We start from the raw sequence: 1,604 nt of genomic DNA, 5'->3' as shown, positions 1-1,604 counted from the left end.
CTAGGGTCTGTCTCTTGGATCAGTCTGACTCCGTCTTGGCGCTGGCGTCTGTGTGAGCGGGCCGATGGACCGCACCACACCCTTAGGCTCGTCCCATGACAGAGTCGCCCCTCACCGAAGCGGAAATCATCGAGGCCGAAAGGGAACTCGGTGTTTCGTTTCCCGATGCGTACCGGGTGTATCTGCGGGAGGTGAGCGCCGGCGGAGCACTCTTCCGGCTTGAGCGGACCAGGCGTGGTTGGTGGTGGGCCGGGAACGATGAGGGGCGGCGCGAGCTGCTGGCTACGCCTTTTCCGCATCCCGACTCCTACGCTGGGGCGGACGACGAGCTGATGGCGTGTGAGCCACAGCCTGAGGCGTTCGAGGACGATGGCGCGTACCGGGAGGCTCGGTGTGCCTGGGATGACGAGGCCGACAGGTTCAAGGACCTGAAGACGGCCGGTGCGGTCGTCATCCAGGAGCATGGCTGCGGCTTCTCCACCTTGTTGGCTCTGACCGGCTCTCTGGCTGGCACGGTTTGGTGGGATGGACGGGCTACCTGTGACCTGATCGTCCCGCTGTCCTTGGATCACGTCGGCGGCGCCCAGCCCGTTCAATTCGGGCAGTGGTTGGACTACGGTTCCTGGGCACTCTTGCCGCCGGGCTGGGGGCCATCCGTTCCACCAAGTCCTGTTGTCCACCGTTGAGTTTTTGACTCTGCGGTCAACGTCGGCTCCAGATGAGAATGCCTGCGAGTTGGAGTGCAGCCTGGTAGGCGATCGCGAGTTTGTCGGTTCGTGTGGCCAGGCCGCGCCACTGTTTGAGGCGGTTGATGCAGCGCTCCACGGTGTTGCGCTGCTTGTATGCCTCGCTGTCGAAGCGGGGCGGCCGGCCACCAGATCGGCCTCGCCGCAGGCGGTGGCCGACTTGGTCGGACGGTTGTGGGATGACAGCACGGATACCCCGGCGCCGCAGGTGGCTGCGGATGGCACGTGAGGAGTACGCGCGGTCGGCCAGAACGGCCAGGGGTCGGGTCCTGGGCCGACCCGAACCAATGCGGGGCACGCGGATGCGGGACATCACGGTCTCGAAGGCGGGTGCATCACCTGCCTGGCCTGCGGTGACGGTGAAGGCGAGTGGCCGTGCGTGGCCGTCTGCGGCCAGGTGGACCTTGGTGCTCAGGCCGCCTCGGGAGCGTCCGAGTGCGTGATCGACGGGCTCGCCGGAGTGGGCCGCCCCTTTTTGCGTGCTCCGGCAGCGTGCTGGTGGGCCCGGACGACCGTGGAGTCCACCGACACCGTCCAGTCGATGTCATCATCGGCGTCCGCCGCCGCCAGGACGGCTGCGAGGATCCTCGCCCAGGTGCCATCGACGGCCCACCTGATCAGCCGCTTGTGAGCGGTCTGGAACGAGCCGAGTTCGTTGGGAAGGTCCCGCCAGGGCGAGTTGGTGCGGTACTTCCACGCGATGGCCTCGAGAGTGCGGCGGTGGTCGGCCCATCGCCGCCCGCGGACCGGATTCGCCGGCATCAACGGCCGGATCCGGCCCCACATCGCATCGGTGATCACTAATCGGACGGACACATCCGATCAACGGACCAATCCATCAAAGAGACACGCGCTAGG

General features: G+C 66.5%; 2 protein-coding genes. One reads left to right on the top strand and one right to left on the bottom strand.

Annotated features, from left to right (window positions below; all coding sequences use genetic code 11):
• Nucleotides 1-95: 95 nt before the first annotated feature.
• On the top strand, nt 96-686 hold the full coding sequence (locus ACIQFU_RS38640) for an SMI1/KNR4 family protein (protein ID WP_402558067.1): 591 nt from the start codon (nt 96-98) through the stop codon (nt 684-686).
• Nucleotides 687-702: 16 nt separating this feature from the next.
• Here ACIQFU_RS38640 and ACIQFU_RS38635 read toward each other — a convergent pair.
• A protein-coding gene (locus ACIQFU_RS38635; RefSeq protein WP_164386458.1) for an IS5 family transposase occupies nt 703-1,532 on the bottom strand; the annotation gives its coding sequence in 2 pieces (ribosomal slippage) (nt 703-1,212 and nt 1,215-1,532; 828 coding nt in all).
• Nucleotides 1,533-1,604 lie beyond the last annotated feature (72 nt).

It is taken from the genome of Streptomyces sp. NPDC093065, assembly GCF_044754585.1.
GTDB lineage: Bacteria > Actinomycetota > Actinomycetes > Streptomycetales > Streptomycetaceae > Streptomyces.
This window is presented reverse-complemented; position numbering and strand designations above follow the sequence as displayed.

Bases quoted from the DNA above. Each gene is read 5' to 3' on its own strand.
- ACIQFU_RS38640 (WP_402558067.1), top strand. From the start codon at position 96: ATGACAGAGTCGCCCCTCACCGAAGCGGAAATCATCGAGGCCGAAAGG.